This window comes from Aminobacter sp. HY435 (assembly GCF_027568395.1).
GTDB lineage: Bacteria > Pseudomonadota > Alphaproteobacteria > Rhizobiales > Rhizobiaceae > Aminobacter.
In genome coordinates this window covers 44,814-59,038 of sequence record NZ_JANKZL010000012.1, presented here as the reverse complement: position 1 = coordinate 59,038, position 14,225 = coordinate 44,814, and the positions used below count along the sequence as shown (strand labels likewise).

Sequence of the window (14,225 nt, the reverse complement as noted above, 5' to 3'; positions counted from 1 at the left end):
TCAGTGCCCTCCCGGGTAGACCAGGAGGCGTTCTTCCGGCAGCTCGACGGTGAGGGCTGCCCCTTCCGTCAATGTCAGGCGGCGGGCGGCATTGATCGAGAAGTCGGCGATCAGCGTCTCATTGCCAAGGTCTGCGCCACGCAGACGGGTGCGCCAGAACGAGCCGAGGAATTCCATCTCGCCGATGGTCACGTCGAGCAGGTTTTCCGGCTGGCGCACGATGTCGGGCGCGCCGGGGGAACGCGCACCGGGACCGTGCGGGATGACGTCCTCCGGCCGGATCGCCGCGACAATGGCCGTGCCGGCGTCGAAGCCATGCGGCACACAGCGGAACGTCTTTTCGCCGAAGCGCACCGCGTCCTTGGCCGCAGTCGCGCTGAACTTATTGGCCTCGCCGATGAAATCGGCGACGAACAACGTCGCCGGATGGCGATAGATCTCGGTCGGCGTTCCGATCTGCTCGATGACGCCGTGGTTCATCACCACGATCCGGTCGGCCATCGACAGCGCTTCTTCCTGGTCGTGTGTGACCATGATGGTGGTGACGCCGAGCTTGCGCTGCAACTCCTTGATCTCGTGGCGCAGATGCGTGCGCACCTTGGCGTCGAGCGCCGACAGCGGCTCGTCGAGCAACAGAAGGCCGGGTGAAATGGCAATCGCCCGGGCAAGCGCGATGCGCTGCTGCTGGCCGCCGGACAGCTGGGCCGGATATTTGTTGCCCTGGTCGGGCAGGCCGACGAGCTTGAGAAGCTCGGTCACGCGCTGTTCGATCTCGGCGCGCGGGCGCCTGGTGTTTTCGAGGCCGAAAGCGATGTTCCTGGCGATCGTCAGGTTGGGAAACAGCGCGTAGGACTGGAACACGATGCCGTAGTCGCGCTGCGACGGCGGCAGCGTCGAAACGTCCTTGCCGCCCTGGTGGATGGTGCCGCGCGTCTGCAGGTCGAGGCCGGCGACGGCGCGGAGCAGTGTGGTCTTGCCGCAGCCCGACGGGCCGAGGAAACAGACAAATTCACCCTCGCGGATGTCGAGCGAAATATCCTTCAGCGCATGGAAGTCGCCGAAGGCTTTCCAGACGTTTGCGATCTTGAGATAGGCTGGCTTCACGTTCAGGCTGGCGGCGGTCATGGCGCTCACATCAGTCGGAGTTCGCGGCTGCCCGGCGAGGGTTTCGTGTCTCATCGTGATCATCCGGCTTGGGGGCAAGGAAGGCGGGCGCCACCACAGGCGGCGCCCGGTTCGACTGGCAAAAACCGCTATCAGCTCTTCGGCTCGGACTTCGAGTCGTAGCGCTTGGTCCATTCCTCGAGGATGGCGCTGCGGTGGTTGGCCGCCCATTCGAAGTCGTTCTTGATCATCCTGGCTTCAATGTCGGTGGGCAGGTGCGGCACCGGTTTGGCGACACCGGGAAATGCGACGACCGCATAACCGACATTGTACATCTCGTTGGCCTTCTTCGAGACCGACCAGTCGATCAGCGTCTTGGCCGCGTCCTCCTTGGCGGTGCCGGCAACGATCGCCGAGGCTTCCATGTCCCAGCCGATGCCTTCCTCGGGGATGATGATGTCGATCGGCGCACCCTCTGCCTTCGACTTCGCGGCGCGGAACTCGAAGGAGATGCCGATCACCGTCTCGCCTGCGGCCGCCATCTTACAGGGCTTGGAGCCGGAATGGGTGTAGGCGGCGACGTTCTGGTGCAGGCCGTCCATATAGGTCCAGCCGTCCTTTTCGCCGAACAGTTGCAGCCAGCTCGAGACGTCCAGATAGCCGGTGCCCGACGAAGCAGGGTTCGGCATCACGACATGGCCCTTGTATTCAGGCTTGGTGAGGTCCTTCCAGCTCTTCGGCGCGGGCAGGCCAAGCTTCTGGCCCTCGACGGTGTTGAAGCAGATCGAGGCTGCCCAGGCGTCCATGCCGACCCAGCTTGGTGGCGTGTCCTTGTCGATGAAATTGGGCTTGAGTTGCTCCACGCCCTTCGGGGCATAGGCTTCGAGCATGCCTTCACTCTTCAGCACCAGCAGCGAAGTTGCCGCCAGTCCCCAGATGACGTCGGCCTGCGGGTTGTCCTTTTCGGCAAGCAGCTTGGCGGTGATGACGCCGGTGGAGTCGCGGATGAAGTTGAGCTTGATGTCGGGATGGTCCTGGCTGAAGGAATCGGCGTAGCGCTTGAGGTCTTCCGCTTCGATCGCCGTATAGACGGTGAGCTCGGTCCCCGCCCACGCAGCCGACGACATCATCATCGCTGCGAAGGCGGCGAGCGCAAAGGATTTCTTCTGGTTCATGAATGTCTGGCTCCCATTTGAATCGCTTAGGCACGTTCTGATTGGGAGAGGTCTGGGCAGGGATGCGCGTGCCGCGATTGCCCCGATTGCGCCTCGTCCAGGGCTGATAGTGGGAATCGGAGGTCAATAAGTAAAATCTATTCTTTTTATGATACTGTCGGCTACGCTTATGAACTGCATGGATGTGCGACGGGCTTGTGACAGGCCTGTTTCAGGCCCGTGAAGTCTCAGGAAAAGGCGAGCGCGACAACGCCGCAGGCGACGATGACGGCCGAAACGATACGCGCCGGCCATGGCCTCTCGCCGAAGATGAACAGCCCGATCAGCGCCGCGATGATGACGCTCGATTCCCGCACGGCGGACACCGCGCCCAGCGGCGCGATGGTCTTGGCGTAGATGACCAGGCCGTAGGCGGCGACCGCGCCGAGCCCGCCGACCAGGCCGAGCATGACGGTCTTGCCGTCGATGGTATGGGTCGCGCCGCGCCGGCGGAACAGCACGAACAACGTAACTGGAAATTCGAGCAGGAACAGCCAGCCCATATAGCCGAACGGGCTGTCGGACAGGCGCACGCCGAGGCCATCGACAACCGAATAGGAGGCGATGAGCACGCCGTTTGTCGCTGCCGCTGCCACGGCACGCGGATCGGCATTCGCAGCGCCGCGCTGGAAGGCGAGGAAGGCGATGCCGAAGGTGATGGCGCCAAGGCCGGCCCAGCCAAGCGGTGGCAATGTTTCGCCGATCATCACATAGGCGCCGAAGGCAACGAGCGCCGGCGCCAGTCCTCGGGCAATGGGATAGACCTGGCTCAAGTCGCCGAAGCGGTAGGACTGGAACAAGAAGATGTAGTAGCCGAAGTGGATGACCGTCGACAGGACGATGTAGGGCCAGCTTTCCGGCGACGGCGACGGTGCTGACAAGACCAAGACAGTGCCGAGCGTGACATGGGTGGCCGAGACGGCGGCGAGCACGACCGCCCGGTCGGTGGCTGCCTTGACGACGGCATTCCAGCTTGCGTGCAGGAAGGCCGCGGCAAGCACGATTGTCAGTGCGAAACCGGACATGCGATCAAGCTACCCTGCGGCGAAGGGGCAAGGTCCGTGGCGCGCAAGCCACTGGCCACGCAAGGGCATTGAACAGGTACATTTCCCCTCCAGACGCAGACGAGGGAGCGCAAGCGCTCCCTCGTCGAAACTCATCTGATTTGCCGGCTCAAGACAAGTGCGCTCAGGACCACGGCAAAGAGAAAGTCTTGACGTTGGTGAAGCTCTTCATGGCTTCGATGACGCCTTCCTTATAGCCGTTGCCTGAGTCCTTGATCCCGCCAAATGGCGACATCTCGATGCGGTATCCGGGGACTTCCCAGATATTCACCGTGCCGACCTGCAAGCCGGCGATGTATTTCTGCATGCGGCGGAAATCATTGGTGCAGACGCCTGACGACAGGCCAAACGCGGTCGAGTTGGACAGTGCGATGAGCTCGTCGTCGTTGTCGGGCGCGCGCACGATCGGGATGACCGGCCCGAAGGTCTCTTCCATCACCAGTTCGGAGGTGTGCGGCACGCGGTCGACGACGATCGGCGGCAACAGCGCGCCCTTTCGGCCGGGATCGTAGAGCACTTCGGCACCCTGCTCGGCGGCCATATAGACTCTGCTTTCGAACAGGGCCGCCGCCTTTTCGTGCACCACCGTTCCGAGGTCGGTCGACCGGTCCATCGGATCACCGAACCTGAGCTTCTTCGCCCGCTCCAGCACCATCGGCACGAAGCGGTCGGCGACGCTTTCCTGGCACAGGATGCGCTTGACCGCCGTGCAGCGCTGTCCCGAGTTCTTGGTGGCGCCAGCCACCGCGAGATCGGCCGCCTTGGCGAGATCGTCGTCGGACAGGTCGTTGAGGATGATCAGCGGGTCGTTGCCACCGAGCTCCAGCACCTGGCGCTTGTAGCCGGCGGTGCGGGCGATCAGCTTGCCCACCGGCACGCCGCCGGTAAAGGTGATCAGCTCGATATTCTCGTTGGTGATCATCTCGGCGCCGATATCGGCCGGCATGCCCGTCACCACCGACAGCATCTCCGGTGGCAGGCCGGCCTCGTAGAGGATATCGGCAAGGATCAGCGCCGTCATCGGCGTGAGTTCCGTCGGCTTGACCACCACGCAATTGTTGGTGGCGATCGCCGGCGCCACCTTGTGCGACACCATGTTGAGCGGATGGTTGAACGGCGTGATCGCCGAGATCGCCTTCAGCGGCTCACGCGTGGTGAAGATTTTCCGCGCCTTGCCATGCGGGGTCAGGTCGCAGGAAAAGATCTGGCCGTCGTCCTGGATGCACATCTGCGCCGACAGCGTGAACACGTCATAGGCGCGGCCGACCTCATAAAGCGAGTCGGCCTTGGAGATGCCGAGTTCCAGCGTGATGACGTCGGAGATTTCTTCCTTGCGCGCCGCCAACGCTTCCGCCGTGCGGAACAGGATCTGCTGGCGCTCGTAGCGCGTCAGCTTCGGCTTGTAGTTGGCGGCGATCTCGAAGGCCTGGCGGGCGTGCTCGGCCCGCCCCGCCGGCACCGTGCCGATGACGGCATCGGTGTAGGGGTAGTGGACGTTGACGACGCCGTCGGCGTCGACCTTGCGTCCGGCGATGCGCATCGGTTCGTGGCGGACATTTATGGAAGTTTCGATCTTGGTCATCGTGGCTCCTTCACCCTCCCCCTTGTGGGGAGGGTCGGCGCGAAGCGCCGGGGTGGGGGTCCAATCAGGTCGAACCGGGCACCCCCACCCCGCCTCGCGAACTTCACTTCGTTCGTTCACTCGTCGACCCTCCCCACAAGGGGGAGGGTAGCGCGCCTAGACCAGCGCTGCCGCCATGGCGGCATAATAGAACGCATCGAAGTTGCGCAGAACCGGCTCGTTGGGCAGCGACGGCAGCTTGCGGTTGACGATGAAGGGCACCGCCTGCTCGGTCAGGCCACCATGCGAGCGCAGCGGCTCGTTGAGGGCGGCGAGGTCGTGGCGATGTTCGCTGGTGCCGATGGTCTTGTTTTCAGTGGACACCAGAACGATGTCGCCGATGCGGTCGGACGGCAACTCGAAGCGCTCGCAGGCGGTGGCGTTGTCGATGACGACGTCGATGCCTTCGATGGCGGCGAGGCGCTTCATGATGTCGGCCTGGTTAGCCCCCTCGGGCAGATAGGCGGTGGCGAACGAACCGAGCGCGCCGTGGTGGACGACGTAAGGATCGGTGATCGGCAGGATGACGCGAGCGGCGTCCTTGCCCAGCCACTCATCGAGCAGGTCCTGGACGTAGACCACGTCGGGGCTGCCGTCGGCCTTGTGCTTGGGCTTCATGCCGTGGTCGGCGGTGATGACGATTGCCGCACCGAGCGCATCGAGTTCGCCGAGATACTTGTCGAACATCTCGTAGAAGGCATTGGCCTGCGGCACGCCGGGCGCATATTTGTGCTGCACGTAGTCGGTGGTGGTCAGGTACATCACGTCAGGCTTGAATTCCTTCAGAAGCTTGACGCCGGCGGCAAAGACGAATTCCGACAACTCCGCCGAATAGACTTCCGGCACCGGCTTGCCGAGCCAGGCCGAGGCATTGTCGATGCCGTGCTCGGCCTTGGTCGAGACATCGGACTTTTCCGACGAGAAGCAGATGGCGCGGCCTTCGTCGAACTTCAGGCCGCTGCCGAGCAGCGCGCGCAGCTTGTCCTTGGCGGTGACCACGGCAACGCGGGCGCCGGCATCATGGAAGGCCTGGAAGACGGTCGGCGCGCGCAGGAAGCGGGGGTCGTTCATCATCACTTCCTTGCCCGTCTCGCGCTCGTAGAGATAGTTGCCGCAGATGCCATGCACCGCAGGCGGGCGGCCGGTGGCGATCGACAGATTGTTGGGGTTGGTGAAGCTCGGGATGACGCTGTGGGCGGTGCGCTCGGTGCCCTTGGCGCGGATCTTCACCAGCGAAGGCATCAGGCCGACCTTGATCGCCTCGTCGAGGTAAGCCGGCTCGCAGCCATCAAGGCAGATCGCAATCGCCGGCACGCGCGGCCATTCGTAGGTGCGGCCGTTGGCGCTGACGTTGATCGTGGTCATCTTGTTCATGGGGGAGGGTCCTTGTGATCTCTAGAGCCACTTCCATCCCGAAGGTCGGGATGGGGCTCTAATTTTTTGTTTGAGCATGATCTTAATCCGAAAACCGGCTTCCACTTTTCGGGATCATGCTTCGTATCAGGCGGCGAGCTTGGCGCGCTCGGCGATGGCTGCTGCGGGGGGAGCCGCGGTGTCGACGCCCATCTCGCGCAGCGACTGGCTAGCGGCTTCGACCACCTTGCGTATGACGTGCTCGTCCATCCGCCCGATGCAGCCGACGCGGAAGCTGTCTACGACCGTCAGCTTGCCGGGATAGATGATGAAACCCTTTTCCTTCATCAGCTCGTAGAAGCGGTCGAAGGCAAAGTCCGGATGGGCCGGGTTGAAGAAGGTGACGATGATCGGCGACAGCCAGCGGTCCTTGAGCAGCGTCTCGAAGCCGAGCTCGCGCATGCCTGCGACCATCACGTCGCGGTTCCTGACGTAGCGGGCGCCGCGGCCGGCAACGCCGCCTTCCGCCTCGTGCTGGCGCAGCGCTTCGAGGAAGGCCGCGACCACATGCGTCGGCGGGGTGTAGCGCCACTGGCCGGTCTTGTTCATGTGCGCCCACTGGGCATGCACGTCGAGGCTGAGCGAGTGGCTGCGGCCCTTGGCGGCCTCGAGTTCGCTCTTGCGGGCGATGATGAAGCCGAAGCCGGGCACGCCCTCGATGCATTTGTTGGCCGACGAGACCATTGCTTCATAGCGGATTTCGCCGACATTGAGCGGGATCGCGCCAAAGGCGCTCATCGAGTCGACCAGGAACTTGCGGCCCTTGGCGTAGACCGTCTCGGAGATTTCGGCGACCGGGTTGAGGATGCCGGAGCTGGTTTCGCAGTGAACGAGAATGACGTGGGTGATGGTTGGGTCGGCGTCGAGCGCTGCGGCAACCTCGTCGCCGCGCGGCGGCATGTAGTCACCCTTGTCGATCGCCACGTGGTCGCGGCCGAGATAGCCGAGCGTCTGGACTATGCGCTGGCCGTAGGCGCCGTTGACGAGCACCAGCGCCTTGCCGTCGCGGGGAACGAATGAGCCGAGCATTGCCTCGACGGCGAAGCTGCCTGAACCCTGCATCGGCACGCAATCGAACTCGTCGTTTTCGTCGCCGAGCATGGCGAGGAGACGCTGGCGCATGTCTGATGTCATCGCCCTGAAGTCACCATCCCACGAACCCCAGTCGCGCAGCATCGCCTGCTTGACGGCATAGGAGGTGGTCAGCGGGCCGGGCGTCAGCAGATAGGGTTCGCCGAGTGCCGGTGCGGGGAAGGGGGCCTGAGCCGCGAGCTTGTGTTCGGACAGCATTTCTTTCTCCTGGCCGTCTTCGGATGTCTTGTTCGGCTTCACATTGCTGACAGGCAATCCATATGTAAAATCGTTATTTTGTATTCATCCATAAGTCTGATCGATGGTGCTTTTGTGACAGCATTTCGTCATGCCGTCTTGGCCAGCCGGCTTTCGAGAAGATCGCCGCTCTGGGTCAGGATCGGATAGGCGACCGAGACCAGGAGCGAGTTGAACTCCTTGAGCGCACGCACGGCCTCAAGATGGATGTCGCTGGTCTCGATGCTCACCAAGGTACCTGATTGCAGGCGCTTGAGGTGGCGTTCGTGGCTGTCACGCTCCAGCTTGCGCATGCGTTCCTTCTCGACGACCAACTGGCGCGCCGCTTCGAGGTCGCCCGATACCAGCACATTCATGGCGATCTGCATGTTGGCGAGCACCCGGTCGTGCAGCGCGGTCAGCTCGGACCAGCCTTCCTTGGAAAAGCTCAGCCGCTTGTCGTTTTTCTCCTGCGCCAGCACCAGAAGGTTCTTGGCGATGATGTCGCCGGCATGTTCGAGATTGATGGCAAGGTCGGTCAGCTCGATGCCGCGCCTCGCCTCTTCCTGGCTCATGGTGCCGCGGTTGACCTCGGCGATGTAGAGCTTGATGTCGGTGTGGGCGCGGTTGACCTCCTCGTCGAGTTTGCGCACCTGCTCGACGCGAATACGGTCGCCCGAATCGAAAAGATCCATCACCGGGCGCAGCATGATCTCCACCACCTCGGCCATGCGCAGCACCTCGCGTGTGGCGCTGGCGAGCGCGACGCTCGGCATCTTGATCACCGTGCGGTCGAGCGCGCTGACGCGCCGCGACATCAGGTCGAAGCTTTCCGCGCCTGCCGGCGCATCGGGCAGGACCAGAGCCACAAGCCGCTCCATCAGTCCAGTGAAGGGCAGGCAGAGCACCAGCAGCGCCAGATTGAACGCAAGATGCAGGTTGACCACCTGGCGCGCCGCGCTTTCGCCGAACCAGGCCATCGGCAGTTCGACCAGTTGCAGGGCAACCAGGATCGCGATCGCAGCGGCAGCGCGAAAGATCAGGTTGCCGACCGGGATGCGTTGGGCCTCGATCGCCTGGCCGCGCGTCAGGCCGACGGCGACGAGCCCCGCGCCGAGATTGACGCCGAGGATCATTGGCAGCGCCACCTCGGCCGGCAGCACGCCTTGCGCTGCCATCGACATGAACAGCAGCACCGAGGCGACACTGGAGTGGATCAGCCAGGTGAAAAGTGCTGCCGCGCCAAAGGCGGAGACCGGATCGCCGCGCAGATAGTCGATCGCCATTGGCAATAGCGCGCTGTGACGCATCGGAGCCGTGGCTTCGCCGACCATGCGCAGCGAGATCAGGATGAAGGCGATGCCAAGCAGCGTGCGTCCGGTCTGCTTGACGATACGCGCTTCGAACTTGAGGAACATGGTGGCGCCGGAAAACAACAGCAGCGGCACCAGCCAGCTGAGGTCGAAAGACAGCGCCTGCACGACCAGCGCTGAGCCGACATCGGCACCCAGCATCACGGCGAGCCCGCCCGAGACGGTGAGGACGCCGGTGGCGGCAAAACCTGCGGCAAGCACGGCGACCGCTGTCGCGCTCTGCAACAGGATGGCGAGCACCGTGCCGGCCGTCGCCGCCTTCACCCGCCCCTTCGTCGCGCCGCGCAACGCCTCGCGCAGCACAGCGCCATGAGCGCGCTCGACGCCGGTGCGGACCATGCGCACCGCCCACAAAAGCAGCATGATGGCGCCAGCCAGTTGCAGCAGGATCAACATGAAATGCATGGCCGCGAGCCTCCGATTGCAAAGCGCGCAGCTGTGGCGCCTGCCTTATCCTCGGCGGTTCTGAATATAATTCAAATCGTTAGATTTGATATTTGTATCGTCGGAGTTTATTGTTATTCTGCCGTCGCGTCACAAAGGTCGGGAGGGGGTTCGCTCCTTCATACCCCCACCCCTAACCCCTCCCACAAGGGGGAGGGGGACTCGGAGGCCTCCGCTCAGATCGTCATTGGTTGGGGCTGACGGGCAATGCAGAGTTCCTTTCCCCCTTGTGGGGAGGGGGTTGGGGGTGACCTCGAAGGCGCGCCAACGTCAGGGAGCAGGCATGCGGTACGTACAGCTCAGGGCTTTCCATTTTGTGGCGATTTGTGGTGGCTTTTCGCGCGCCGCCGAGACGCTGTTTCTCACCCAGCCGGCGATTTCCGACCAGGTCCGCAAGCTCGAGGAAGAATACGACGTCCTGCTGTTCAACCGACACAAGAAGCAGGTGACGCCCACGGCAGCCGGCCAGCAGCTGCTCGAAATCACCCGACGCATGTTCGATACCGAGCAGCAGGCGCTGGAGCTTCTGTCGGAATCGCGCGCGCTGCGCTCAGGCACATTGCGCATCGTTGCCGACGCCGCCCACCATCTGCTGCACATTCTCGGCCAGTTCCGGCAGAAATATCCCGGCATCCAGGTGTCGGTGCGCGCCGGCAACACCGAGACCGTCATATCAAGCCTCTACAGCTATGAAGCCGACATCGGCGTGCTTGGCGAAATCCCCACCGGCCGTGACTTCGAGGTGGTCAATCTCAACTCGACGCCGATCGTCGCCTTCGTGTCCACCGACCATCCGCTGGCCTCGGCCAGGTCGCTGTCGCTGCACGAGCTATCGTTGCTGCCGCTGGTCATGCGCGAGCGCGGCTCGAAGACCCGGGCCAAGCTCGAGGACCTCGCCGTCAAGGAAGGCTTCGAGTTCAAGCCGGCGATCGAGGCTGAAGGCCGCGAGGCGGTACGCGAGATCGTGGCGTCGGGCGCCGGTGTCGGTTTCGTTTCGGCGGCCGAATTCGGCCAGGACGCGCGGCTGGTGCAGATCCCCATTGCCGCGCCCGAAATGCTGATGGACGAGGCGCTGATCTGCCTCAAGGAGCGCAGCGGCGGCAAGCTGGTGCGGGTTTTCCTCGACATCGCCAGGTCGATGGCGACGGCTTGATCGCGGCTTTGCGTGGATGCTGCACCCGCACATTCAGTCTTGAATTTCGCAAGCCGCTCGACTAGGAAACTGGCACCAGGCCGGGCCCCTCTGGCAGCTATCCAGGCTGCGATGTCGGACTGGGATTATCAATCCGGCGGCCTGGCTTCGACAATGCATATCAGCTGACAGCACCTGACGGTCGACGCGTGCGTATTGCGCGCTGCCGAACTCGTGCAAGCCACGCCGCCCCAGCTTCCGCAAAGGGTGCCGCATGACAGAATTCTTTACTCCGGAGGCCATGTCGGCCCTCCTGCAGGTCATCATGATCGACCTGGTGCTCGCTGGCGACAACGCCATCGTGATCGGCCTGGCCGCCGCCGGCCTGCCCAAGGACCAACGCGCCAAGGCGATCCTGATCGGCATCATCGCCGCAACGGTGCTGCGCATCGGCTTCGCCGCCGCCACCACGCAACTGCTGCAGATCGTCGGCCTGCTGTTCGCCGGCGGCGTGCTGCTCTTGTGGGTGTGCTGGAAGATGTGGCGCGAACTTCGCCACAGTCACTCCGAGGAAACCCAGGGCATCGAGGCGCTGGAAGGCGAAGACATCGACGGCGACGGCAAGGTTGCCGGCAAGGCGCCGCGCAAGACCTTCGCCCAGGCCGCCTGGCAGATCGTCATCGCCGACGTGTCGATGTCGCTCGACAACGTGCTGGCCGTCGCCGGCGCTGCCCGCGACCACCCGAACGTCCTGGTCTTCGGCCTGGTGCTGTCGATCGCCCTGATGGGCGTCGCCGCCAGCTTCATCGCCAACCTGCTGCAGAAGCATCGCTGGATCGCCTATGTCGGCCTGGTGATCATCCTCTACGTCGCCGGCGAGATGATCTATCGCGGCGCACTGGAACTGCTGCCTTATCTCTCGCGGTCCTGAGATTGAACGACGTGTGGGCCGGAGCACTTTGCTCCGGCCCACCGTACCTGCCCTCGAGGCAAATTTCGAAATTCCTCTGGAATGAAACAAATATTCATGTTATGAATTGGCATCATCCGGATACGCTCGCCTGGCCGACCGCATCCGAGCATTCGCAGACTCAATCGACAGAACCCACGCGCTGAAGCGACCACGCTGCAGACGGCTCGTTATTGACTGGCGACGGCTATGAAGACGGCTTCGACTCTTTTCCACCTCCTGGCCCTGAGCGCCTGCCTGGCGGCGCGTTTGCTCTGCGGCGACATGGCGATGCCAGGGGTGCGCCGGGCGATGCAGACCATGGCGGGCGCAGGACAGGCGGCGGCCACCGAACTGCTGGGCCAAGCGTCGCCAGCATGAGCCTGCGCCCAGGGGCGTGTGACAGTCGCTAGTCCTGCTGCGCTGCAATCGGGGCGCCCGGGAGGTAGAGCATCACAGGACGGATTTCGTAGACGGCGGTCGGATTGGCCGAGCGCAGTTCGCGCGCGGCGGCAATCGCTCCGTCCATCGTCGGATAGTCGACAAGGTACAAGCCGAGCAACTGCTCCTTGGTCTCCGCGAAGGGACCATCGGTGACGATGCCCAGCCCCGGTCCCCTGAGCGTGACGGCGCTGTCTGTCGGCCCGAGGCGCGCCGCCGGCCCGAGGCGCTTTTCGCTGACGAGCCTGTCGTTGATGTCGAGCAGGTCCGTCATCAGCGCGGCATCCTCTTCCTCGGTCCAGGATTCGACCACGCCTTTGGCGTGATATGCCAGGATTGCGTACAACATTCGCTGCCTCCCTCGGTGGATCTCGGTTCCGCGAGACGACAGTATTGGCTTGGACCGCCGGCCGGCAAGCCTGGATTGCAGGCGCGGCCCGCGTGCGCCGTGCGCTGCTATGCCCCGTCCGAGACCACTCGCATTGGGCGCGCCGTCATGCCATAAGCCGCCGCAACTCCCTTCCAGGCCCTGGTTTCCATGATCCGTATCGAGAATGTCAGCAAGCAGAACAGCCATCGGCTGCTCTTCATCGAAGCGTCCGCAACGCTGCAGAAACAGGAAAAGATCGGTCTTGTCGGCCCCAACGGCGCCGGCAAGACAACGCTCTTCCGGATGATCACCGGAGAGGATCTGCCCGACGAAGGCCAGGTCTCAACCGAGCGCGGCATCACCATCGGCTATTTCAACCAGGATGTCGGCGAAATGGCGGGCCGCAGCGCCGTTGCCGAAGTGATGGAAGGCGCCGGACCGGTGAGCGAGGTCGCGGCCGAGATGCGGGAACTCGAGGCGGCGATGGTCGACCCCGACCGCGCCGACGAGATGGACGCCATCATCGACCGCTATGGCGAGGTGCAGGCCCGCTACGAGGAACTCGACGGCTATTCGCTCGACGGCCGCGCCCGCGAGGTGCTCGACGGCCTGAGCTTCACCCAGGAAATGATGGATGGAGACGTTGGTGCGCTGTCGGGCGGCTGGAAGATGCGCGTGGCGCTGGCCCGCATCCTCTTGATGCGTCCCGACGTCATGCTGCTCGACGAACCTTCCAACCATCTCGACATCGAAAGCCTGATCTGGCTCGAGGATTTCCTCAAGGGCTATGACGGCGCGCTGCTGATGACCTCGCACGACCGCGCCTTCATGAACCGCATCGTCAACAAGATCATCGAGATCGATGCCGGTTCGCTAACCACATACTCGGGCGACTACGAGTTCTACGAACAGCAGCGCCAGCTTGCCGACAAGCAGCAGCAGGCGCAATTCGAACGCCAGCAGGCGATGCTTGCCAAGGAGATCAAGTTCATCGAGCGCTTCAAGGCACGCGCCTCCCATGCCGCCCAGGTGCAGAGCCGGGTCAAGAAGCTCGACAAGATCGACCGCGTCGAACCGCCCAAGCGCCGCCAGACCGTGGCCTTCGAGTTCCAGCCGGCGCCGCGCTCGGGCGAGGACGTCGTCACGCTCAAGAACGTGCACAAGCGCTACGGCAGCCGCAGCATCTATGACGGCCTGGACTTCCAGGTCCGCCGCAAGGAACGCTGGTGCATCATGGGCATCAACGGTGCCGGCAAGTCGACGCTGCTGAAATTGGTCGCCGGCGCGTCCGAGCCCGACGAAGGCACGGTGGCGCGCGGCCCGAGCGTCAAGATGGGCTACTTCGCCCAGCACGCCATGGACCTGCTCGACGGCGACCGCACGGTCTTCGAACAGCTGGAATATACCTTCCCGCAGGCGGGACAGGCGCCGCTGCGCGCGCTCGCCGGCTGCTTCGGCTTCTCCGGGGACGAAATCGAAAAGAAGTGCCGTGTGCTCTCGGGCGGCGAAAAGGCGCGGCTGGTGATGGCGATCATGCTGTTTGACCCGCCCAACCTGCTGGTGCTCGACGAACCGACCAACCACCTTGATATCGCCACCAAGGAAATGCTGATCGAGGCGCTGGCCCAGTACGAAGGCACAATGCTGTTTGTTTCACACGATCGCCACTTCCTGGCTGCCCTGTCGAACCGGGTGCTGGAGATCACACCCGAGGGTGTCCACCAGTATGGCGGCGGCTATCTTGAATATGTCGAGCGCACCGGCCAGGAAGCGCCCGGCCTGCGGCACTGAC

General features: G+C 63.6%; 12 protein-coding genes. 4 read left to right on the top strand and 8 right to left on the bottom strand.

Going from position 1 to position 14,225, the window contains the following annotated elements; genetic code table 11:
- From PCJ21_RS18150 to PCJ21_RS18120, 7 genes are all read right to left on the bottom strand, one after another.
- Positions 1-1,179, bottom strand: a complete 1,179-nt coding sequence (locus tag PCJ21_RS18150; protein ID WP_442866040.1) for a putative 2-aminoethylphosphonate ABC transporter ATP-binding protein — start codon at positions 1,177-1,179, stop codon at positions 1-3.
- 77 nt (positions 1,180-1,256) lie between these two features.
- On the bottom strand, positions 1,257-2,279 hold the full coding sequence (locus PCJ21_RS18145; RefSeq protein WP_269932834.1) for a putative 2-aminoethylphosphonate ABC transporter substrate-binding protein: 1,023 nt from the start codon (positions 2,277-2,279) through the stop codon (positions 1,257-1,259).
- Positions 2,280-2,506: 227 nt separating this feature from the next.
- Complete coding sequence (locus PCJ21_RS18140; protein WP_269932833.1) at positions 2,507-3,343, bottom strand: DMT family transporter; 837 nt, start codon at positions 3,341-3,343, stop codon at positions 2,507-2,509.
- Positions 3,344-3,506: 163 nt separating this feature from the next.
- Complete coding sequence (phnY, locus tag PCJ21_RS18135; protein ID WP_269932832.1) at positions 3,507-4,964, bottom strand: phosphonoacetaldehyde dehydrogenase; 1,458 nt, start codon at positions 4,962-4,964, stop codon at positions 3,507-3,509.
- 156 nt (positions 4,965-5,120) lie between these two features.
- A complete protein-coding gene (gene phnA, locus PCJ21_RS18130; RefSeq protein ID WP_269932831.1) occupies positions 5,121-6,377 on the bottom strand; it encodes a phosphonoacetate hydrolase in 1,257 nt (418 codons plus the stop codon).
- A gap of 126 nt (positions 6,378-6,503) precedes the next feature.
- On the bottom strand, positions 6,504-7,706 hold the full coding sequence (locus tag PCJ21_RS18125; protein WP_269932830.1) for a 2-aminoethylphosphonate--pyruvate transaminase: 1,203 nt from the start codon (positions 7,704-7,706) through the stop codon (positions 6,504-6,506).
- Positions 7,707-7,834: 128 nt separating this feature from the next.
- Positions 7,835-9,502, bottom strand: coding sequence for a Na/Pi cotransporter family protein (locus tag PCJ21_RS18120; protein WP_269932829.1), 1,668 nt, complete (start codon positions 9,500-9,502; stop codon positions 7,835-7,837).
- A gap of 322 nt (positions 9,503-9,824) precedes the next feature.
- Between PCJ21_RS18120 and PCJ21_RS18115 the strand changes: the two genes are divergently transcribed.
- The 3 genes from PCJ21_RS18115 (at position 9,825) to PCJ21_RS18105 (ending at position 12,003) form a co-directional block, all read left to right on the top strand.
- Positions 9,825-10,694, top strand: a complete 870-nt coding sequence (locus PCJ21_RS18115) for a LysR substrate-binding domain-containing protein (protein ID WP_269932828.1) — start codon at positions 9,825-9,827, stop codon at positions 10,692-10,694.
- A 253-nt stretch (positions 10,695-10,947) separates the two neighbouring features.
- Positions 10,948-11,604, top strand: a complete 657-nt coding sequence (locus tag PCJ21_RS18110; RefSeq protein ID WP_269932827.1) for a TerC family protein — start codon at positions 10,948-10,950, stop codon at positions 11,602-11,604.
- A 228-nt stretch (positions 11,605-11,832) separates the two neighbouring features.
- Positions 11,833-12,003 (top strand): hypothetical protein, encoded by a 171-nt coding sequence (locus PCJ21_RS18105; protein WP_269932826.1) that lies wholly within the window; start codon positions 11,833-11,835, stop codon positions 12,001-12,003.
- A gap of 28 nt (positions 12,004-12,031) precedes the next feature.
- On the opposite strand, the gene PCJ21_RS18100 is transcribed toward PCJ21_RS18105, so the two are convergent.
- Positions 12,032-12,412, bottom strand: a complete 381-nt coding sequence (locus PCJ21_RS18100; RefSeq protein WP_269932825.1) for a YciI family protein — start codon at positions 12,410-12,412, stop codon at positions 12,032-12,034.
- A 189-nt stretch (positions 12,413-12,601) separates the two neighbouring features.
- Here PCJ21_RS18100 and PCJ21_RS18095 point away from each other — a divergent pair, with 189 nt between their 5' ends.
- The gene (locus tag PCJ21_RS18095) at positions 12,602-14,224 is read left to right on the top strand and encodes an ABC-F family ATP-binding cassette domain-containing protein (protein WP_269932824.1); all 1,623 of its coding nucleotides are present in this window, start codon (positions 12,602-12,604) and stop codon (positions 14,222-14,224) included.
- Position 14,225: the final 1 nt, after the last annotated feature.